The following is a 20266-nucleotide window of genomic DNA, read 5'->3' on the forward strand; positions in this document are numbered from 1 at the left end:
AAGCCTGACCCTTATTTTGTCTTCGCGTGAAGCGCGTCGCCAAGGAACGTCGCGAGTTCTAGCATGCCGTATTGACCTGCCTTCGCTTCCGCGTCCGAGTTATAGTTCGTATTCGTGTTGACGTCGTACGCATAGACGTTACCGTCACGGTCTTCGATAATCTCGATCCCCGCGACTGCGATATTATTTTTTACCAAGAACGCTTCTAGTTGATCGATGATCGGATCGGCAAACCCGTCGACGATTTCAAATTTGGCCGGCGGCGTCTCGCCGACCGGGCAGAATTGGTCTTCAATCGAGCACGCATCCGCCGGGCATAGTTCGAACCCTTCCGACGTGTCGACCCGTACCGCGTAGAGGAACTTTCCGCCGATAAATTCACAGCGCGTGATGAACGGTTTCGGCGCTTCGATATATTGTTGGATGAGCGTGATGCCATCGACCGAGTCCTCGAACGCCGGTCCGTACACATACCCTTTCAACGCCTCAATCGAATGGAACAGCTGCACGCCAAGCCCTTTACCAGCCCGGTTATGCTTCGTGATGAACGGGCTCATGCCAAGCTTCTCGGCCGCCTCGATGATTTGTTTTTTTCCGACGGCAGCGATCGTCCTCGGCACACGGATCCCTTCTTGACGAAGCGCCGTATACTGGTTGACCTTGCTCACTTCGAGGCGAATCGCCCGTGTCCCGTTGAAGACGGTCCGTCCGTTCGCCTCGAGCCAGGCAAGTACCCCTTCCGTCAGCTCTGGCGCGTAGCGATGCCCGCGCGTATGTGACGACGCACTCATCCGGTTATAGAACACACCATCTGGCGGCGTCGCTTCAATATCGATGATTCCTTCATCTAAATGCCACAGTTCATATGGAAGCGATAACTCCTCGAGCCGTTTGACGAGATGGTCCGTCCACTCATTGTTTTCATGCAAGACGTGAATTTTAGCCATATGAATCCCCCTTTGATACTCCTAATGTACCACACCGATATCCGACTATTCCAATTAGCATAATTGACGATACGTTCATTCTTATTTCATAACGGTTTCATGGTATAATGAACTTAATAATCTATGTGAAAAGTGACAATTTCAAAGGGAAGTGATGTGTTTGACTGCACCTATTTTAAGTACAGACGTTTCAATCCTCTTGTTCGGTCTCCTCCTCGTCGCGGGAGTTTTGGCCACGCGCGTGTCCACCCGTTTTGGCCTTCCTGCGTTGATTCTGTTCATGGGGATCGGCATGGTCATGGGCAGTGACGTCACCGGCTTAATCTTCTTCGATGACTCGAACCTTGCCCAGATGATTGGAATCTCCGCTCTGATCGTTATTTTGTTCGAAGGTGGTCTGCAGACGAAATGGGCCTCGATTCGGAGTGTCCTCGCTCCGTCCGCCTCGCTCGCGACGATCGGCGTCTTATTGACGGCCGGATTCGTCGCCGTAGCCGTTCGTTTCGTATTCGGTTTCGACTGGATTGAGTCTTTCCTATTCGGTGCCATCATCGGCTCGACCGATGCTGCCGCCGTATTCGCCGCCTTTAAAGGAAAGAATATCGCACCGAAAGTCGGCGCGACACTCGAAGCCGAGTCCGGCACGAATGACCCGATGGCGATGTTTTTAACGATCCTCGCTCTCGACTTCATGTTGAAACCGGACACGACGATTTGGGACGGCATTGGGATGTTCATCCTCCAGATCATCGTCGGGGCGTTCGCCGGGTACATGCTCGGGAACCTGTCACGGCTCATGCTCAATCACTTGCGCCTTGAGTCGAGCGGCCTGCACGCCGTCCTCATGATTTCGATGGCGTTCATGACGTATGGAGTGGCCGCCTATTTCGCCGGCAGCGGCTTGCTTGCCGTCTATCTTGCCGCGATGATCGTCGGGAACGCCCACACCGCCCACGAAGTGACCATCGTCCAATTTTCGGAGGCGCTCGCTTGGATCATGCAAATTATCATGTTCGTCATCCTCGGCCTTCTCGTCTATCCGAAACAACTGTTCGACCCAGAACTCATTTGGAAAGGGCTGTTGATTTCATTTTTCCTCATGTTCGTCGCCCGTCCGATCGCCGTTTACTTATCGACGATCGCGATGCCGTTCACGCATAAGGAAAAACTGTTCATCTCCTGGGCCGGCCTAAAAGGAGCGGTCCCGATCGTGCTAGCGACGTTTCCGCTCATCGCCGGGATCGACAACAGCCAACTCATCTTCAACGCCGTCTTCTTCGTCGTCGTGACGAGCGCGTTGATTCAAGGAACGACGCTCACACCGCTCGCGGCCAGACTGAACCTGCTCGGGCCGGATAAGATTCGCTCACCGTATACGATCGCGCTCGTGTCGAGTAAACAGTCGCAGCATCAGCTCGTTCCGTACGTGGCGACAGAAACGTCATCGATGATCGGACGCACGCTCGCCGACATCACGTTACCGCCGAACACGGTCGTCAATGCGATCGTCCGCAAAGACTACCTCATCCCGCCTACGGGTCAAACGAAAATTGAGCCGGGCGACTTATTGTACGTCCTCGCCTCGACGTATCGTCACGACCAACTCGATCGCAAGTTCGGCGAAGACGGGCTTGAACGCGTCGAGCTATGAACGAACAAGGACCGTGCCCGAGGCACGGTCCTTGTTTTATGCTTTGACTCGACGCGCCGCTGCGATCAAATCGGCGACGTCTTGCTCGCGTCCGGCGTGGAGCGCCTCGACGATGAAACTGCCGACGACGACCCCGTCACACGCCTCACCGAGCGCTTGTACTTGGTCTTCCCGATGGACACCGAATCCGGCGAGTACCGGGACCGGAGACCGTTCTGTCAACGAGCGCAAATGGGCGAGCAGTTCGTCCGGGAACGCGTCGACTTTTCCGGTCGTCCCTTTGAGCGTCACCGCGTAGACGAACCCCTCGGCCTGACTTAAGATCGTGTCGATTCGTTGTTTGTTACTCGTCAATGTGACGAGCGGGACGACCGCGACCCCGTTCCGTTCGATCCCTGCGAATAGTTCGAGGCTCTCTTCGAACGGCAAATCGGGGATGATGACACCGCTGACGCCGCATGCGGCCGCACGGTCGAAGAACGGTTGGATTCCGAACCGGAACACCGGATTCAAGTATGTCATGAGGACGATCGGGACTGAGAAACGCTCAGTTCCTTCTATTAAATAATCCAACACACTAGAGAGCGTCACGCCGTTCGCGAGAGCACGCATCCCCGCCGCCTCGATGATCGGCCCGTCCGCTACCGGATCTGAGAACGGGATCCCGAGCTCGATCGCCGTCGCGCCCATCGCTTCAAGCCGTTCGATCGTCGGAATGAGTTGATCGAGTCCGCCGTCTCCGGCCATGATGTAAGGGACGAACGCTGCCCCGTCTCTATTTCGAATCGCTGTCTCTAAGCTCATTTCCGTCCCACCCTTTCTCGAATCGTATGCACATCTTTATCGCCTCGGCCTGACAGACAGATGACGAGCAAATCGTCCTCGTCCATCGTCGCGGCGAGCGTCTCGGCATAGGCGAGCGCATGTGACGACTCGAGTGCCGGAATGATGCCCTCATGTCGACTGAGTGACATACATGCCTCTAACGCTGCCTCATCGGTGACCGCCGCGTAACGGACACGCTCGATGTCTTTCAAGAAACTATGTTCTGGTCCGACCCCAGGATAATCGAGGCCGGCCGAGATCGAGTGCGCTTCTTGGATTTGTCCGGCCCCATCTTGGAGCACGTACATGAGCGAGCCGTGGAGCACGCCGACCTCACCTTTCGTGAGCGTCGCCGCATGCTTGTCCGTATCGACGCCGCTTCCTGCTGCCTCGACACCGTACAAGGCGACATCCTCGTCATTCAAGAACGGGTAGAACATCCCCATGGCGTTGCTGCCACCACCGACGCAAGCGATGACGGCATCCGGCAAGCGTCCGGTCTTATCTAAAATTTGACGCCGCGTCTCTGTTCCGATCACACTTTGGAAGTCACGTACCATCGTCGGGAATGGGTGTGGTCCAAGTACAGAGCCCATGACGTAGTGCGTATCGTCAACGTGTTTGACCCAGTAGCGTAACGCCTCGTTGACCGCATCTTTCAATGTTCGGCTGCCTGACTTGACCGGAATGACCGTCGCCCCGAGCAGTTCCATCCGAAACACGTTCAACTCTTGCCGCTCGACATCGACCTCACCCATGAAAATCGTACATTCTAAGTTGAGCAGCGCGCACACCGTCGCCGTCGCCACACCATGTTGTCCGGCACCGGTCTCAGCGACAATTTTCTGTTTCCCCATCCGCTTGGCGAGAAGCGCCTGCCCGATCGTGTTGTTGATCTTGTGGGCACCGGTATGGTTCAAATCCTCACGTTTCAAGTAGACGTTCGTCCCGAGGCGTCGACTCATGTTCTCCGCATAGTAGAGCGGCGTCTCCCGTCCGACGTATTCGCTGAGCAACTCGTCGAAGCGTTCTTGAAATTCAGGATCTAACTTCGCTTCCTCATAAGCCACCTCGAGTTCTTCAACTGCTTGCATGAGTGTTTCCGGTATATACTTTCCTCCGTACGGGCCAAACTTTCCGTTCACTGGTTGTGTGTACATGGTGTTTCCTCCTTGGCACGTCTGATGAACGTGCGAATTTTATCGATATCTTTCTCTCCATCTGTCTCGACACCGCTTGAGACGTCGACCCCGTCAGGCCGTACGTCATGCATCGCTTGTCTCACGTTATCGGCCGTCAAACCACCGGCGAGCCAGAACGTTCGCTTGGGGCGTTCCAACTGTGACCAGTCGAGCGTCTCCCCGCTTCCGGGCGTCGGTGCATCCAGTAAGACGATATCTGCCTCTGTCTTGCTACTCGCTTCGATGATCGGCAGATTGAACTGCCGGAACGATTCAAACGGCAACGTGCGCCGGTGCAGTTGGATATCCGTCAATCCACACGTGATCGCCGTCTCGACCTCCTCAAGCGTCGGGTCGAGGAACACTCCGACGACACGGACGTGATTCGGGATCAACTGCCGTAGCCGTTTCGCCGTCGTCACATCGACTTGGCGTGAGCTGTTCGCGAACACGAAGCCGATCGCATCGGCCCCGGCTTCAACCGCCGCCGTCACGCTTGCTTCTGTTTTTAATCCACATATTTTAACGAACACGTCTTCAGCTCCTCAATCAACGCCGTCGGGTCATCCTGTCGCATAAGCGCCTCTCCGACGAGAATGGCTTTGGCTCCCGCGTCTCGCAGTCGGCTCGCTGATTCGCCGGTGCTGACTCCGCTCTCACTGACGAACGCCACGTTCGGATAACGCTTCATCAATTCAATCGATGTCTCAAGCGATACGTCGAACGTCTTCAAGTTCCGGTTGTTGATGCCGATCAGCACGTCCTCAAGTTCGAGCGCCGTCTGGAGCTCGGCTTCATCGTGCACTTCGACGAGCACGTCGAGGCCGATCAGGCGTGCGTGTTGCTTCAACGCGTGCAGGCGAGTCGGATGCAGCGCCGCGACGATCAACAACGCCGCGCTCGCGCCGGCCGCTTTCGCCCGATCGAGCTGCCGTTCATCGATGATGAAGTCTTTACACAGGACCGGGATATCGACGGCGTCAGCGACTTGGCGTAAGTCATCGAACGACCCATTAAAGTACGTCGTATCCGTCAGCACCGAAATCATCGTCGCACCGGCCCGTTCGTAAACCTGAGCCCGTTCGGCCACATCCAGTTCGGCTCGAATCACGCCTTTTGATGGGGACGCCCGCTTAATTTCCGCGATGATATGAAACCCGTCCGCGACCAGCCTCTGTAACGAGATCGGCTCTGTCGCCGTGACCGTGACGTCTTGCATCTGATTGACCTCTTCGATTTTCGTCCCAATAATTTTCGTCAAGTAGCTCATGCGCCCACCTCCGTTTTTTGTAGTTGCTTAAGGACGCGGACGGCGTGGCCCTCGTCGATGCTTCGGCTCGCCTCGGCCACACCTTCACGTAACGTCTTGACGGCGCCGTATGTGCATAATGCGAGTGCCGCATTCAACAAGACGACGTCCCGCGCCGGTCCTGCCGCGCCGTTCAAAACGGCGACGAGCGTCTTCGCATTCTCTTCGGGTGTACCACCTTGTAGCGCCGACAGCGGTGCCCGCATCAACCCGACGTCTCGCGGGTCGACTTGATATCGTGCCGTCTGCTCTCCGTCAAAGAAGAGTACCTCGTTCGCACCAACGAGGCTCGCCTCATCGAGTCCGCCGGCCCCATGGACGACCATGCCCCGTTCGACTCCGAGATGGCGCATCGCCGTAGCCATCTTCTCAATCAAGTCTGGATGGTAGACGCCGATCAATTGCCGTCTCGGCTTGAGCGGGTTCGTCAGCGGACCGATTTGATTGAAGATCGTCGCCGTCCCGAGCCGTTTTCGCACCGGCATGACATGTTTCATAATCGGGTGGACATGTTGGGCGAACAAGAAGCTCAAGTTCGTCCGCTCAAGTTCAGCTAACACGTCGTCAGCACTTTGGACAATCGGGATATTCAACGCCTCGAGCACATCGGCGCTACCCGACCGGCTCGACACGCTCCGATTCCCATGTTTCGCGACCGGGATACCAAGTCCGGCGAGAACGAACGCGACGGTCGAACTAATGTTGAACGTGTTCGCTCCGTCACCGCCGGTCCCACAAACGTCGAGCACAGGGAGCGTCGTCTCCGGGAACGTCGCCGCTTCACGGATATAATCGGCCAGCCCCGCCATCTCTTCGGCCGTCTCGCCGCGTGCTTTCAATGCGAGAAGCACCTCGGTGATTTGCGTTTCATCCGCTTGAAACAACTCGGAAGCCGCCTGTTTCATCTCGGTCGTCGTCACTTGGTTCGTCAGTAGTCGTGTTAACATGTCCGTTCCTCCTTAAGCGATTTGGGTATAAAAAAACTCCATACGACGTCTGTCGTATGGAGGACGGTATGGACCGCGGTGCCACCTCTCGTTGGATCAATCGATCCCACTTTCCGATGCTATCACATCGTATCCTGATAACGGTGGAAGCCGTCACGGCCTACTAACATTCAGCCGTGCTCTCATGAGCCCATTCACGTGACGGTCTCGGTCAGGATCCCACCACCCCTGACTCTCTGTACGAGACTTCTTCACGCTACTCTTCTCAATCATCGATTTAAGATTCAATTTAAAAAACAAAAAAGGGTCACTCGGTCCAACTCACAGCTCACGCTATGAGAAGGACGAGTAACCCCGTGGTGCCACCTTCGTTGGTTCATGTCGAACCCACTTCACGGACAATCATCCGCTTCCCCGTGATAACGGTGGGTAACCCGCTAAAGCCTACTAAAAATTTCGGTTTAGAGCTCGGAAGTCCATTCGCGACGTCCCACATACTGATTCACACCAACCATCAGCTCTCTGTCATGCGGGGACCGTCGTTACTTCTCTTCGTCGACGCTTTTGTTCGTTTCAGTTAAGTTAACTCGTACTATACCGTTCCCGATTCATCCTGTCAAACAAAAGTGTGCAAAAAAAACTTTGCTTCTATAAGTGCGGACGAATCGACCGCATGTTTCAGAACGTCGCAAGTTGACACGTGATTTTTTTGTCTGCTATAGTCGTCCCCAACAACACTTCACTCAACTAAAGGAGATTTGACTTTGGAAACTAGCAAACTAAAACGTGAACTGTCGACCCGACAGCTCACGATGATCTCGCTTGGCAGCGCCATCGGAACGGGCCTCTTCCTCGGAAGCGGCCTCGCCATCCAAACGGCAGGACCGAGCGTGCTCGTCAGTTACGCCATCGGGGCGTTTATCGTCCTCTTGCTCATGGGTTGTCTCGCCGAGATGACCGTCGCTCATCCGACTTCAGGCTCGTTCGGCACGATCGCCGAGCGTTATGTCCATCCGCTCGCCGGCTTCTTGGTCCGTTACTCGTACTGGATCGCCAACGTCCTCGCAATCGGGGTCGAAGTGAGCGCAATCGCGATTTACATGCGCTACTGGTTCCCGGATGTGAACGGATTCGTCTGGGTCGCCGTGTTCGGCGGATTGCTCATCTACGTCAACGCTCGGCACGTCCATACGTTCGGGACAACCGAATACTGGTTATCATTCATCAAAGTCACTGCCATCATTCTTTTCATCGTCCTCGGTGCGGCCGCACTGTTCGGTCAACCGGGCTCACCGATCGAATCGATCACGACCGGAAATGAAGGGTTCTTCGCTTTCGGATTTTACGGCATGTGGGTGACGATCTTCATCTCGCTCTTCAGCTTCCTCGGGACAGAGCTCGTCGCCGTCACGGCCGGCGAGGCGAAAGACCCGGACCGCGCCGTACCGAAGGCGCTGCGGGCGACCGTGTTCCGCTTGACGTTCTTCTATTTGATTACGATCGCCATCATGCTCATGCTCATCCCATGGCAGCAGGCTGGTATCGATCAAAGCCCATTCGTCCTCGTCATGCAGCAGTTTGACGTGCCTGGCGCGGCTAGCATTTTGAACTTCGTCATCTTGGTCGCCGCCTTGTCGGCGATGAACGCGCAATTGTATGCCTCGACGCGCATGATGTACTCGCTCGCCGAAGCCGGCGACGCACCGCGTATCTTCAAAAAAGTAAGCACCAGCGGGATTCCGATGCCTGCCTTGTTCGTTTCGACAGGCGGGATCGTCCTCGCGGCACTGCTTCAAGTATTCATGGAGACGTCGTATCCGTTCCTCATGGGCATCTCGATGTTCGGAGCGATCTTCACATGGTTCATGGTCTTCGTCTCACACTTATTCTTCCGCAAAAAATGGACGGGACGTAAACTCCCTGTCCGTATGATTGGCTATCCGTTCTTACCGCTCCTAGGTGCCGGTCTGCTGCTCAGCTTAATGATCACGACATGGTTTACCGATTTCAACATCTTACTCAAGTTCGGGATCCCATGGTTGGTCGGCTTAACGATCATCTATCTCGTTCGCGAGCGATTCCGTAAGACTGACACAAAACAAGACGACATCGAGCAAGCTAATTAAAAATAGTGCCTATCCGCAATGGATGGGCACTATTTTTTCGCAAAAACGAGCACCCGTCGCGATTGACGAGTGCTCGTTTGTTTAGGATTAGAAGAACTGACGTGGGTTGACGGTGCTACCGGCGCTCGAAGACGAGTATGAGTAGCTGCCTTGGTGGATTTCAAAGTGAAGGTGCGGGCCTGAAGAGTTTCCAGTGTTCCCGAGCGTTCCAATGTTTGATCCTTGCGTCACACGCTGACCAGCGCTAACTGATACCGAGTTCATGTGCGCATAGACAGTCGTCCAAACTTGACCGCCAATGACGTGGGCGATCATGACGTGGTTCCCATAAGCGCCACCCCATCCAGCCCGAATGACCGTTCCTGTTGCCGAAGCCCGGATCGGTGTACCGACTGGTCCGGCGATATCGACACCGTTATGGAACGAATAGCCGAACTGTCCGCTTGCCGGTCCGAAACCTTGCGAGAAACGACCAGTCGTCGGTTGAATGAATTTCGCGCTCGATGGTGCCGGTGCCGAAGCTGTCGGCGTAGTCGGTACCGGTTTAGGAGCCGGTGCCGGTTTTGGTGTCGGCTTTGGTGCTGGCTTAGGCTTAGGTGCCGGTGGTGCAGCCGGTTTAGAAGCTGTCACATTATTTTGTGTCGTTTGGTTTGAAGACGACGATGACTGGGAATTAGTATTACTGTTCTGCTTTTTCTGAGCAGCAGCTTGTGCAGCAGCAGCTTTAGCCGCTTCTTCTTGACGTGCAGCTTCAGCTCTCGCTTCTTCGGCTTGTTGCGCGGCCGCTGCTTTGGCAGCCTCAGCTTGGCGTGCCTCTTCAGCTTTACGAGCCGCTTCTTGACGTGCTGCCTCTTCCGTACGACGACGCGCTTCTTCTTCTTCACGGCGCTGTGCTTCGATTTCAGCTGCAATCGCTTCTTCTTGAGCGATCAACGTCGCTTCGATTTCTTGTAGGTCGAAGATTTGCGTTTCAAATTCGATATTTTTCTCTTCGAGTTCTTTGATGCGAGCTTCACGCTGTTTCATCTTCTTCTCGAGTTCGGCTTGACGCACTTCGAGTGCTTTCTGTTGCTCTAGAAGTGAGGCCCGCTCTGCTTTGAGTGCGGCTTGTGCTTCTTGAAGAGACAGACGTGTCGCTTCGTAGTCGTTGAACAACTCTTGGTCGCTACGTTGGATCGTACCAGCCGTAATCATGCGTGTGATCAAGTCAGAGAAGTTTTTTGATCCAAAGATAAATTCTGCCCAGTTGATTGAACCGCCACCGTTCGTTTGCATCGTGGCCATCCGCTCTTTCATCATTTTTTCTTGAGCGATCATCTTTTTCTCGTAACCTTTAATGTCCGCTTCGAGATCTTCAATCTTCATCTCGGTACGCTTGATTTCTTGGCGTTTCGCCGCTACGTCGTAGATGATGTCTTGAAGCTGAGCGTCCATCTTATTGACTTCTTCTTGTACCTTCGAGATTTCTTTAGTGTTCTGTTCGATTTTCGAAGACGTATTCGATTGATTCTGTTTGACGCTATTGCGTTGTTCTTTAACTTTTTTCTGTTGCTCTTGTTTTTCTTTGATTGTCGTCGAGGCATCGGCTACCGAGTGCGTGCCGAGAAGCAAGGCGCTTAGCGTAAGTGTCGAGACAGTACGTTTCCAATTGATCAATGCAGACATCCTTTCTAATTTGACGGTCTAGTTTTACATACTCTATTTAAGTCGGTCGTTTTGCTATGTAACAAAAACGATTAATTTTTCAGTTTCAACACGGCTAATTATATCGAAGTCTCGAATGTTTTCCTGTTAAAGTTATATTTCACTTTGATTACGACAAAGAAGAGGGAAAGCCGTTGGCATTCCCTCTTCTTTGTATTTCAACGTTTTTTCGATTTTTTATGGCTTGAAACGTTTCTGTCATAGTAGCTGAAAATAGCAAATCATTTACCTTATTTCAAAAAAGCATATTCCAGCATTTTTTCTAAACTCATCCATTTCCAAAAAACGTAAAAAAGGTCAGTCTGACTTCTCGCTCAAGGCGAAGATGACAGGACTGACCGAATGTTCGTTGCGGGTGTGAAATCGAGGGGGCTCACACGTCTAATCATACAGACGAAGTGTTAACGCTCGATGGACATTTCGTTAAAGTTTGAACGCACCGATGATGACGAACACCCACGCCGCGATGAAAAGAACACCACCGATTGGTGTGACCGCACCAAGTTTCGTGATACCTGTAAGTGCCATGACATACAAGCTGCCCGAGAAGAACAGGATGCCGGCAAACATGAGCCAACCGGCTGTGTTGAATTGACTGATGCTCACTTTCGTCAAAATACTAGCGAGCGCAATGATGCCGATCGCATGGATCATGTGGTACAAGACCCCCGTCTGCCAGTTCGCGAGCATGTTCGGTGCCAGACGCTCTTTCAATGCGTGGGCCCCGAACGCGCCGAGCGCGACACCGAGTGCCATCAAGGCAGCACCGGTAATGAGTAATAATTTCATATGGTTTCCCCCTTATCTCACTTTTCGTGCTGGTAAATTCCACTTCCGATAGTAGGATATCACTCGAAGCGCCGCGACGACAATCAATAACGCATACACCGGAAGTCCGCCTTCGAGCCGGAAGTAGTACGTGACGACCGCGATGATGATTGCCCAAATCGCGTACACTTCCGCCTGCAAGACGAGCGGCTTGCGCCCCGCGAGCAAGTCGCGGACGACACCACCGCCGACTCCGGTCAGGACGGCTGCCGCAATCGCTGCTGACAACGGCAAATCCAATTTGATGGCCACTTGCGCCCCTTGGAAAGAGAATGCGACCAAGCCGATCGCATCGACGATGACGCCCCATCTTTCCCAATGCGGCAAGACGACGCTCGGGAGCAGGAAGATGAGGAGCGCGACGAGAAAACAGAGAATAAATAAATCGTTTTGTTGCCAAATCAAACTGACGGGGTTGCCGAGCAAGACGTTGCGGATTGCCCCGCCGCCGAAAGCAGTCGTGAAGGCGAGCAACCAAACTCCAAAAATATCGTATTTTTCGTCCATCGCGATGATGGCTCCACTCGCCGCGAACGCAATCGTTCCGACGACGTTCAATAATTCCCACTCCATAAACATCCCTTGCCCTTTCTCGAAAGCATTATATGGTAAAGTAAAGATACAAAAAATCAGATCAGTCGAGCGACTGCTTGTAAAGGATGTCGGTATTTTTATGAAACGAATCGCCTTGTTCCGCATATGGATCATCGTCACAATGTTCGCCCGATTCATCATTAAGATTTATTCATTCTCTCGCAAACAGCAGCAGGGTCTCGCCTCTCCGGAAGAGTACGAGGCGCTCATGTTGCAGCTCGCCCGCGAGTATAAACGTAACGCGCTCCGCCTAGAGGGACTGTTGATCAAGCTCGGTCAATTTTTGTCGATCCGGGCCGACTTGCTGCCGCCGTCCGTCCTTAATGAGTTGTCAGAGCTCGTCGACCGCGTACCGACGTCAGGTTGGGACAAGTCTCGTGCCATCCTCGAAGCCGAATGGGGCGTACCGTACACCCAAGTCGTGAAAGACGTCGGCATCGACGCCGTCGCCTCCGCCTCGATCGGCGAGGTCTACGGGGCCACGCTTCTTGAAAACGGGAAACGGGTCGCGCTCAAAATCCAGCGCCCGGACATCGAAAAAATCATCCGTACCGACTTCAAAGCGATGCGAATCGTCACGACGATGCTCAAACGGACACCGCTCGCCAAATCGACCGACTTAGATAGCTTATATCGCCAAATGATTTTTGTCATCGGGGATGAACTAAATTTCCAAACCGAATTAAAAAACGCGCTGTATTTCAAAGCGAAATATGCTGAAAATCCAGATGTTTATATCCCGGGCTACTACGACCATTTATGTACGAATCGGGTATTGACGATGGATTGGGTCGACGCCCGTCGCATCACCGATATTGCGTTCTTAAAAGAAAACAATATCGACCGCTCCGCTCTCGCCGAACGACTATTTACGATGGCCGCGGAACAACTATTATTCGGCGGACAGTTCCACGCCGACCCTCACCCTGGGAACGTCCAGATCCGGGCCGACGGAACGATCATCCTGCTCGACTTCGGCATGGTCGGCTCGTCGACCGCGCAAGATATGGCGACGATACGGAAGATCTTGCAGGCGTTCATCTCGCTCGATTACGACGGTGTCGTCGATGCCCTCGAAGACTTGCGCTTCTTGTTGCCGACAGCGAATAAACATAACATCCGCCAAGCGATCGAAAAAGCGGTCACATTCTATTTAGAGACCGACATTAATACGGTCGATACGAAATTGATCGAAAAAGTACTCCAAGATATCCAACTGCTCGTGAAGAACGAGCCGATTCAACTGCCGGCCGAGTTCGCCTTCTTCGGTCGTGCCGCCTCGACGTTGCTCGGGATTTTACAGATTCTCGACCCGAAAATCGATTTGTTCACGCTCGGTAAACCAATCGTGATTCAATGGCTCGAATCAGACGGGACGACAATCCAAAACCGCTACGTCATGACGGCGCTCAACTACGGCAAGAAACTGTTGAACGTACCGCCGTTGCTCGAGAACTATTTGAAAGAGCCGACCCGGAAACGGTTGTCTGAGCAGGCGATGTTCCAACGCGAGCTCGAATCGAAAGAATTGCTCCATCGCCAGACGTTCAACTCGGGTGTCATTGTTCTCGGATTGCTCGTCGGTCTGTTCGGCTACATCCGACCTGACGAATGGCTATTTTGGTCGGGTGGTGTCGTCGCCGTCGTCGCCTACTTTAATTCAAGACGCCTCGGTCGAAAGATTCGCCATTTGGCCCGTCAAGATTTTCGTGTCTGATCCCGTCACTCATTTGAGTGACGGTTTTTTTCTGGAGCCACCTCCCGATATACGCAGCGACTTGTTGCATGTCCCGTTCGGTCGTCCATCCCATCGTCGAGACCTGGACACAGTTCAACTGTTGTAAATACATACTTTCGTACTGAATGTGATAACCGTAATATGCTAATTGTCGTCCCAATTCGATCGAGGACCGATCTTCCGGTAACATAATCGATAAAATACCAGGCGATTGATCGTCCCCAGTTTCGATTGCTACGCCCCGACCTAGCAGTTCCTTCAGGCAAACATCCATCTTGGATTGATGGGTACTCACCTCTTTTTCAGTCAATTCGTCCAACGCAATATCCATAGCTTGAATGAGTGGGACGGATTGTGTGAAGGCGATTGGATTATAGCTCGCCAAATCGAGATAACGTGGAATCGACGAGTTCGGGATGGGGCGATCCCGCATCGCGACAAAGGCTAGCCCAGGCGCATTACGAAGTGCTTTTCCTGATACAAACGTCACCATGTTTGCGAAAGCATAGTCCGTCTCAAACGTCCCGACCGTGCTAATCGCATCAATTGCGAGTATGGTTTTGCGCCGGTGTACGTACTGACGCAATCCTTCCACATCAACTAACTTTCCAGTAGACGTCTCGCAATGGACCGTCCAAATCCAGTCCGGTTTGTATCGCTCGATCTGTTGCACCGGGAGACGTTTACCGGTTTCGAGTGTCAGGACATCAAACTCGAGACGCGCTCGTCTGGCATGATCGATAAGTCGTCGCCCGAACTCACCCGTATCAAAAATCAAGCCACGGCCGGTCAATTGCGCCGCGACTGCATCGTTTGCGACTGTCCCACTCCCTGACAATGTGTATATGTGCGGTAGATTGATGCGTGTACTCAGTTTTGTCTCGACCGAACGAAGTACACGAATTGCTTCGGCCGAACGATGTGATAACGGTTGGGTGGCAAGAGCTGCGCGCACCGCGTTCGATAGTTCGACAGGTCCAGCGAGGAGCAACTTCGGACGCAGCGTTCGAGCGGTCTCAGACCCCATGAATGCCGCGCGCGTCAGCTTCATTGGAATGTATAGTGCCTCCTCAGGCCCGACCGGATCTGCGAAAGGGATAAATCCGAACCGTCGATACAATTTCTGTTCGCGGATCGTTCCACTAATCACAATCCCTTCCACATTACGTTCAATCGCCTCAGCGAGCATAGCCCGCATGAGTCCGGCAAACGTCCGAGTGTTACGGTAGGCTGGAATTATGGCCAATAGCCGGACCTCGATCCACTCGCCCGGTGGTAGAGTAACTCCTTTCTGTTCTAGCGAAAACGGGTGCTCGTCACGAATAGAACACATCGCAACGAGTTTCCCGTCCGCTTCTCCAATCCAGTATGTATTCGTATTATGGAAACGATCGACGAGACGACGCTCCAAGTTAACTTGATGTTGCGGGATTTCTTCCACGAACGTCTCATAATTCAAACGGTGAATCGCTTCCTCATCATTCGGCATCGCTTTTCGAAATTCAACCATGTGATGTCCCCCTTATGTGATGATACAAGATGACTGCAAGAGCCATGACCGCCAATACGAAATCCGTCGTATCTCCCCAAGCGGCAAGAGGTAGCAGAAACAACATGACGAGCCCTGTTTCGCGCGAGTTGCGCGTTATTTTAATGAGAAGTAATAAAAGCAAAAGCCCTCCCACGAACCAAATCGGGTTATACGCTAAAATAATTCCAGAAAACACAGCGTATCCTTTCCCACCAGTTCGGATATGCCAAATCGGATAAATGTGTCCGAGCGTCAGCGCTAGCGCCGTCTCAAAAAAAAAGGAACCACTCAATGATAGAACGAGTACTGTCTTCAAGACATCAAAGCCATAGACGAGAAGAAACGCCCAAATACCGCCACTCCGTAACGCGTTCCGGGCTCCCACATTCCCCGATCCGCTCGAAGCCAAATCTTGACCACTCACCATCCCGTATAATCGCCCGCCGAGCATGCTACCAACGAGATAGCCTACGACGACAATCCACATGTTTACCTCTCCCTTTTGTAAAATTGTGTATGTTTTTTGAAATCGGGTACTTTTACAATGTGACCTAGATGAAAGGGGAGAACACGATGCGAGCTGAGAACAACTTCATTAACGGTGACTGGATCGAGACGAATGAGACGATCGAGGTCCGAAATCCGGCGACCGGTAACGTAATAGCAACCGTGACAAAGAGTGACGAGACCGAGGCTGGCCTCGCTGTCGACGCGGCCCAGGCCGCTTTAAAAGACTGGCAGCAGCGGACAGCCGAAGACCGGGGCGCCCTACTGCTCGAATGGCATCGCTTGATCGATGAAGAGACGGAAGCGCTCGCGCGAACGATGGTCGAAGAACAAGGCAAACCGCTGAAAGAAGCGATCGGCGAAATCCGTTACGCCAACGGATTCATCGAGTGGTATGCCGCGGAAGGACGACGCGTCTATGGTGAGACGATCCCTGCTTCTTCAAACGAGAAACGTATTTTCGCGATCAAACAACCGGTCGGCGTCATCGCTGCCATCACGCCATGGAACTTCCCGGCAGCGATGATCACCCGCAAATTGGCACCGGCTCTAGCAGCCGGTTGCACCGTCGTCTTGAAACCGGCCTCGGCGACACCGCTCACAGCGATTGAACTCGTCAAATTGGCCGAGAAGGCCGGTTTCCCGAAAGGTGTCATCAATCTCGTGACCGGCAGTGCCGCTCGTATCGTCAACGTTTGGCAGCACGATTCACGTGTGCGCAAGCTGACGTTCACCGGGTCGACCGAAGTCGGCAAGACGCTCATGCGCGGTGCCGCCGACACGATGAAGAAGATCTCGCTCGAGCTCGGTGGCCATGCCCCGCTCATCGTCACGGCGAAAGCGGACCTCGACAAGGCCGTCCCGCAAGCGATCGCGACCAAGTTCCGTAACGGTGGACAGACATGCGTCTGCGCCAATCGGATTTACGTCGAGAGTTCGATCGTCGACGAATTCTCGGAGCGGTTCATCGAGGCCGTGCAAGCGCTCAAGGTCGGGAACGGGCTCGACGACGGCATCGACATCGGTCCGCTCATCGACGAGGCTGCGGTCGAGAAAGTGATGAAGCACCTCGAGGACGCCCAAATCCGTGGGGGTGAGATCACGGGCGGCGAACAGCTTGACGGCTTGTTCGTCCGCCCGGCCGTCGTCCGCTATGCGAACGAAGATATGCTCTGCATGAACGAGGAGACGTTCGGGCCCGTCGCCCCGATCGCTTCGTTCAACACGCTCGACGAAGTCATCGAGCGGGCGAACGCCACGCCGTTCGGCCTCGCGTCTTATATCTTCACACAAGATATTAACGAGGCCCTTTACTTGGCTGAATCGCTCGAATACGGGATTGTCGGCGTCAACGATGGCCTGCCTTCGACCCCGCAAGCGCCGTTCGGCGGATGGAAACAGAGCGGTCTCGGCCGTGAAGGCGGTCATCACGGCATCGAAGAGTTTTTAGAAGTGAAATATATTTCGCTTGGACTATAAAAAAAACGCCTGTTGAATTTTTTCAACAGGCGTTTTTTCAGTTGTCGAGCCACGTCACCAAATCGTTTGGCGTCGCGATCACATAATCGGCGAGCGCCCACTCGTCCTCGTTCCCGAAGCCGAATCCGGTCAAGACGACCGGGAAATCATGGGCCCGGCCCGCTTCGACGTCCGACTTGCGGTCACCGACCATGACATAATGTGCATCTCCGTGGCGCAGGCGGTGCGCCGTCAAAATATCGGCCTTCTTCTCGCCACCAACCGATTCGAGACATTCAGGTGCCGTCATGAACTGACGGATGCCTTGCGTATCGAGAATCAAGTTCATATAGTGAACGCCACAGTTGCTTGCCGTCGTCAACGTATGCCCGTTCGCGCGAAGCGTCTCAAGCATGTCGTAGATGCCGTCAAACAAGACGTTTTGCCCCGCCATCGCCTGCTCGAGCGTCTCGTGACGAAGTTTGCGGATGAGACGGATCTCTTCACGCGTCGCCTCCGGGATGACGTGCTCCCAAAAGGCGTCCCCAGCCAAACCGTAGCCAGACCGGACCGCGTCCTCGCTCGGCTTTTCAAGATGCGGAAGCTGTTCGAGCGCCTCGTGAATCGCTTTCGTCATCGGAACGGTCGTGTCAACGAGCGTCCCATCGATATCGAATAAAATGACTGCCATGTCGGTATCCCCTCTCTCTTTCCTATTCTCCTACCGTAGCAGACTCGCTTCCAAATCAAAAGTAGAAACATCAGCCCACAAAAAAACGGCTGAACGAAATCGTTCAACCGGTTGTTGCTCAGCCGCGCCAGAAGCTCATGCCGCCTTTGACCGAGTAGACGTCTGTATAGCCCGCACTCTTCAGCATCGCCGCTGCCCGTTGGCTCCGCATCCCGCTTTGACAGATGACGTAAACGGGACGTTCTTTATCTTTTGGGTATTGTGCTGCCGCGTTACCGAACCCTGAGAGCGGTACGTTTTTCGCTTGTTTAATGTGCCCGCCTTTATATTCGTGCGGCTCCCGCACATCGAGCAGTTGAATGTTGCGCTCTTCCGCAATCTTTCGCTTCAACTCGTCCGTCGATACTGTTTTCGTGCTGTTTCGCTTCGTCCACCAAAAATAAATCAATCCGATCACCACTGCGACAAACAAAAAATCAAGCATGGGCACGCCTCCGTTGTTTAAAAGTTTTAGTATCTCCATTATACCCCCTATGGTATATAAGTCAATGTGGACGCCTCATAAAAAAAGCCATGCCACGAGGGCACAGCTTAGAAATCGAGCAGCGAATCGGTTTTAGGTTCGTCTTCATCCTCTAGAGGGATGCCGAGGAATGCGGCCATTTGCCGGTCTAACGGTTGCTTCGGCTCCGCCGAGACGACAGGTGCCTGTGCGACAGGTGCGGCGGGTGTCGTCTCCGCCAACATGAGCTCACAGTAACCCATCAACTTGGCCAGATGGCGCTTTTGCGTCTCTCCACTCGACTGTTCGATTTGACTCATCACGTGTTTCATTTGCGCGATGACTTGTTGCTCAGTGATCATAGGTCGAACACATCCTTTTCCCTCTCATTTTGAAGCAAACCTGTCCCTCGCCGCAAGTGTCTTGCTCGGCTCAGTCGGATTCAGACCGTGTCTCGACCCATGATGTGAACGCCTCGAAATCGAAACGGACTTGATTGGCATAAAAACGAGCCCAGCGTGAGATTTGACGCACGAACAACGGCAGCGCGTCCCCGATGGCTTCCGCAATCTGTTCGCTCGCCTCATACTCGAGAACGTTCGCGTCCGCATCGGCCCGGGCATGGATTTTCGCCGTGATCTCGGCTTGGACTTTTAACGTTTCGATCAGCGACGATTCGTTCTTGATGTGCTTCGCTTTCACTTTCCGTTTGTAGGGCGAACGTTGCCGCACATAATACTCGTTGCCGTCGATCGTGAAGTAACCGAGATACGGGTCTTGGCTATGCACCATGGCACGTTGGGCAGCGATGACCCGCGCACCTTCATGGGACAGGCCGTCCTCGAACAACGGATGGGTCGGCAAAAACAAGGACGGGACGGCCGATTGCGCTTGCTTCATCTCTAAGATGACGTCCTCGTCATGTTCCTCGTCGGCCCCTTCGATCAAGATATAGTAACGTTCGAGCCCGATCGAGGCCGTCCCGCTCTCGCGTTTAATGGCGATGTCTTTGATGTCGTAATGATCGGCGTGATGGCGATGCTCTCCCGACAACGAGTTCAAATACTCAGGCCAAGCCTGTTTGATTTTCGTCGCCGTCTTCTCGCTGACCGGTATTAAGTCATCGCTCGTCGCGAAGTAACGTTCTTCGTCCCGGACTTCGGTCCGTTCCGACATGAACGCGTCTTGCTTCTTCTCTGCCTTCTTGATCACTTTTTTGATGGCTTTAGACGTATTCGCTTTCGTGAACTGCACGTCTTCGTCTTTCCCTTTCGCGTACCGTCTGATGGCGAGCGCATACGTCTCGGCGTATACTTCAATCGCTTCGTTGGAATCGAAGCCCGATTCGGCGGCGAACAAGTCGACAGAAATGGCCATTCTGAGCACATCGAACAAATACGAACCGAGGTACGCCTCATCAAAGTCGTTCACATCATAAAGGATCGTCCCAGCCCCGTCTCCGAACACCCCAAAGTTTTCAAAGTGAAGATCCCCTTGAATGAACGTCGGATAGGCCTCGCTCGTGTCGAAAGCAAGCGGTACTTTCGCAAAATCGTAATAGAACAAATGCGAGCTTCCGCGAAAGAACGAGAACGGGCTCGTACTCATCTTGTCGTACTTTTCACGCCGCGCCGTTTCGGTCAGGTTCCGGATCGAATGATCGTAATAATCTAGAACCGTCGCGATCGTATCACGGCGAATTTGTTGTTTGACGGATGTGAACATGG

General features: G+C 53.5%; 19 protein-coding genes and 2 other annotated features. Of the genes, 4 read left to right on the forward strand and 15 right to left on the reverse strand.

All coding sequences use genetic code 11. The features are described from left to right. Nucleotides 1-11 precede the first annotated feature (11 nt). Complete coding sequence (locus tag EVJ29_RS08200) at nucleotides 12-947, reverse strand: ATP-grasp domain-containing protein (protein ID WP_131490283.1); 936 nt, start codon at nucleotides 945-947, stop codon at nucleotides 12-14. A 154-nt stretch (nucleotides 948-1101) separates the two neighbouring features. Between EVJ29_RS08200 and EVJ29_RS08205 the strand changes: the two genes are divergently transcribed. Then, nucleotides 1102-2598: a potassium/proton antiporter gene (locus tag EVJ29_RS08205; RefSeq protein WP_131464728.1), complete on the forward strand. Its 1497-nt coding sequence runs from the start codon at nucleotides 1102-1104 to the stop codon at nucleotides 2596-2598. A gap of 36 nt (nucleotides 2599-2634) precedes the next feature. Here the strand turns inward: EVJ29_RS08205 and trpA are convergent, their stop codons facing one another. Genes trpA through trpD form a run of 5 tightly spaced genes read right to left on the reverse strand, consistent with a single transcriptional unit; the run spans nucleotide 2635 to nucleotide 6860 of the window. After that, nucleotides 2635-3402 carry a tryptophan synthase subunit alpha gene (trpA, locus tag EVJ29_RS08210; RefSeq protein WP_131439350.1) on the reverse strand — a complete coding sequence of 256 codons (768 nt, stop codon included), beginning with the start codon at nucleotides 3400-3402 and terminating at the stop codon, nucleotides 2635-2637. Further along, nucleotides 3399-4583 (reverse strand): tryptophan synthase subunit beta, encoded by a 1185-nt coding sequence (gene trpB, locus EVJ29_RS08215; protein ID WP_016508329.1) that lies wholly within the window; start codon nucleotides 4581-4583, stop codon nucleotides 3399-3401. The genes trpA and trpB overlap by 4 nt, the downstream gene beginning before the upstream one ends. Further along, nucleotides 4565-5137 carry a phosphoribosylanthranilate isomerase gene (locus EVJ29_RS08220; protein ID WP_131464732.1) on the reverse strand — a complete coding sequence of 191 codons (573 nt, stop codon included), beginning with the start codon at nucleotides 5135-5137 and terminating at the stop codon, nucleotides 4565-4567. The genes trpB and EVJ29_RS08220 overlap by 19 nt, the downstream gene beginning before the upstream one ends. Beyond that, a complete protein-coding gene (gene trpC / locus EVJ29_RS08225) occupies nucleotides 5113-5874 on the reverse strand; it encodes an indole-3-glycerol phosphate synthase TrpC (RefSeq protein ID WP_131464734.1) in 762 nt (253 codons plus the stop codon). Before trpC ends, EVJ29_RS08220 begins: the two co-directional genes overlap by 25 nt. After that, on the reverse strand, nucleotides 5871-6860 hold the full coding sequence (gene trpD / locus EVJ29_RS08230) for an anthranilate phosphoribosyltransferase (protein WP_131458837.1): 990 nt from the start codon (nucleotides 6858-6860) through the stop codon (nucleotides 5871-5873). The genes trpC and trpD overlap by 4 nt, the downstream gene beginning before the upstream one ends. A gap of 56 nt (nucleotides 6861-6916) precedes the next feature. After that, nucleotides 6917-7142, reverse strand: a binding site (T-box leader). Between the two features lie 55 nt (nucleotides 7143-7197). Next, nucleotides 7198-7428 (reverse strand) — a binding site (T-box leader). A gap of 190 nt (nucleotides 7429-7618) precedes the next feature. On the opposite strand from trpD, the gene EVJ29_RS08235 reads away from it, so the two are divergent. Next, nucleotides 7619-8986 (forward strand): amino acid permease, encoded by a 1368-nt coding sequence (locus EVJ29_RS08235; RefSeq protein WP_370252057.1) that lies wholly within the window; start codon nucleotides 7619-7621, stop codon nucleotides 8984-8986. Between the two features lie 87 nt (nucleotides 8987-9073). On the opposite strand, the gene EVJ29_RS08240 is transcribed toward EVJ29_RS08235, so the two are convergent. The 3 genes from EVJ29_RS08240 to EVJ29_RS08250 all read right to left on the reverse strand — a co-directional run bounded on the left by EVJ29_RS08240 (nucleotide 9074) and on the right by EVJ29_RS08250 (nucleotide 12097). Then, the gene (locus tag EVJ29_RS08240) at nucleotides 9074-10651 is read right to left on the reverse strand and encodes a murein hydrolase activator EnvC family protein (RefSeq protein WP_131504958.1); all 1578 of its coding nucleotides are present in this window, start codon (nucleotides 10649-10651) and stop codon (nucleotides 9074-9076) included. Nucleotides 10652-11113: 462 nt separating this feature from the next. Then, nucleotides 11114-11479, reverse strand: coding sequence for a DUF423 domain-containing protein (locus EVJ29_RS08245; RefSeq protein ID WP_016510107.1), 366 nt, complete (start codon nucleotides 11477-11479; stop codon nucleotides 11114-11116). 12 nt (nucleotides 11480-11491) lie between these two features. Then, nucleotides 11492-12097, reverse strand: coding sequence for a trimeric intracellular cation channel family protein (locus EVJ29_RS08250; RefSeq protein WP_131490285.1), 606 nt, complete (start codon nucleotides 12095-12097; stop codon nucleotides 11492-11494). Between the two features lie 94 nt (nucleotides 12098-12191). Between EVJ29_RS08250 and EVJ29_RS08255 the strand changes: the two genes are divergently transcribed. Continuing rightward, on the forward strand, nucleotides 12192-13829 hold the full coding sequence (locus EVJ29_RS08255; protein WP_016510103.1) for an ABC1 kinase family protein: 1638 nt from the start codon (nucleotides 12192-12194) through the stop codon (nucleotides 13827-13829). On the opposite strand, the gene EVJ29_RS08260 is transcribed toward EVJ29_RS08255, so the two are convergent. After that, nucleotides 13768-15360, reverse strand: coding sequence for a GNAT family N-acetyltransferase (locus EVJ29_RS08260; RefSeq protein WP_131490286.1), 1593 nt, complete (start codon nucleotides 15358-15360; stop codon nucleotides 13768-13770). The genes EVJ29_RS08255 and EVJ29_RS08260 overlap by 62 nt on opposite strands. Continuing rightward, nucleotides 15353-15868 carry a glycerol-3-phosphate acyltransferase gene (locus EVJ29_RS08265; RefSeq protein ID WP_131490287.1) on the reverse strand — a complete coding sequence of 172 codons (516 nt, stop codon included), beginning with the start codon at nucleotides 15866-15868 and terminating at the stop codon, nucleotides 15353-15355. The genes EVJ29_RS08260 and EVJ29_RS08265 overlap by 8 nt, the downstream gene beginning before the upstream one ends. Before the next feature lie 86 nt (nucleotides 15869-15954). Here EVJ29_RS08265 and EVJ29_RS08270 point away from each other — a divergent pair, with 86 nt between their 5' ends. Beyond that, complete coding sequence (locus EVJ29_RS08270; RefSeq protein ID WP_131464738.1) at nucleotides 15955-17367, forward strand: NAD-dependent succinate-semialdehyde dehydrogenase; 1413 nt, start codon at nucleotides 15955-15957, stop codon at nucleotides 17365-17367. A 37-nt stretch (nucleotides 17368-17404) separates the two neighbouring features. On the opposite strand, the gene EVJ29_RS08275 is transcribed toward EVJ29_RS08270, so the two are convergent. From EVJ29_RS08275 to EVJ29_RS08290, 4 genes are all read right to left on the reverse strand, one after another. Beyond that, the gene (locus EVJ29_RS08275; protein ID WP_131464741.1) at nucleotides 17405-18037 is read right to left on the reverse strand and encodes an HAD family hydrolase; all 633 of its coding nucleotides are present in this window, start codon (nucleotides 18035-18037) and stop codon (nucleotides 17405-17407) included. A gap of 118 nt (nucleotides 18038-18155) precedes the next feature. Continuing rightward, the gene (locus EVJ29_RS08280) at nucleotides 18156-18521 is read right to left on the reverse strand and encodes a rhodanese-like domain-containing protein (RefSeq protein ID WP_070329175.1); all 366 of its coding nucleotides are present in this window, start codon (nucleotides 18519-18521) and stop codon (nucleotides 18156-18158) included. Nucleotides 18522-18628: 107 nt separating this feature from the next. Further along, nucleotides 18629-18901, reverse strand: coding sequence for a DUF5327 family protein (locus tag EVJ29_RS08285; RefSeq protein ID WP_131439374.1), 273 nt, complete (start codon nucleotides 18899-18901; stop codon nucleotides 18629-18631). Between the two features lie 70 nt (nucleotides 18902-18971). Next, nucleotides 18972-20264, reverse strand: a complete 1293-nt coding sequence (locus EVJ29_RS08290) for a DUF2252 domain-containing protein (protein WP_131464743.1) — start codon at nucleotides 20262-20264, stop codon at nucleotides 18972-18974. Nucleotides 20265-20266: the final 2 nt, after the last annotated feature.

Source organism: Exiguobacterium sp. SH4S7 (assembly GCF_004336795.1).
Taxonomy (GTDB): domain Bacteria; phylum Bacillota; class Bacilli; order Exiguobacteriales; family Exiguobacteriaceae; genus Exiguobacterium; species Exiguobacterium aurantiacum_A.